At 64.6% G+C, this 568-nt stretch carries 1 pseudogene; it reads left to right on the forward strand.

Features of this window, described 5'->3' with window-relative positions:
• Positions 1 to 546: pseudogene (locus tag JHD77_RS31965) on the forward strand (hypothetical protein); the annotation flags it as partial.
• Positions 547 to 568: the final 22 nt, after the last annotated feature.

Here is a 568-nt window from a genome sequence, read left to right on the forward strand (position 1 = left end):
GTCGAGCTGCGCAACCTGACCTACGAAGCGCAGCGCGACATCATGTTCTTCATCTGCGATCGCCTGCCGCGTGTCGTGGGCATGGCCTTCGATGCCACCGGCAACGGCGGATACCTCGCGGAACAGGCGGCGCTGCGGTATGGCCCTGCGGTGGTCGAGCAGGTCAGCCTCAACCTTGCCTGGTACGCCGAGTGGATGCCCAAGCTCAAAGGGGAGTTCGAGGCCTTCAACATCGAGCTGTCCAGGCACCAAAGCACGCTGGACGATCTTCTCTCGATCAAGGTCGAGAACGGCATTCCAGTGATCGACAAAGGCCGCAAGGCTGATCTGGAGTCGGCGGGCGGTAAGGCAAAGCGTCATGGCGACAGCGCCGTGAGCCTGGTCATGGCCGTGCGAGCAAGCTACATGGCTGGCCGCAAGCAGCCTATCGAGTGCCAGTCGGCTGGGCGCCGGGCCTCCGCACAACAAGACCTTGCCGGTACCCGTAACACCACCAACCGCGGCTGGGGCACCGTCGCCGGCCGCACCGACCTCGGAGGCTACTGATGCACCCGCCCAAGCTCGGCCA

Origin of the sequence: Pseudomonas sp. P20, assembly GCF_016463925.1 — a bacterium.
GTDB classification, from domain to species: Bacteria; Pseudomonadota; Gammaproteobacteria; order Pseudomonadales; family Pseudomonadaceae; genus Pseudomonas; species Pseudomonas aeruginosa.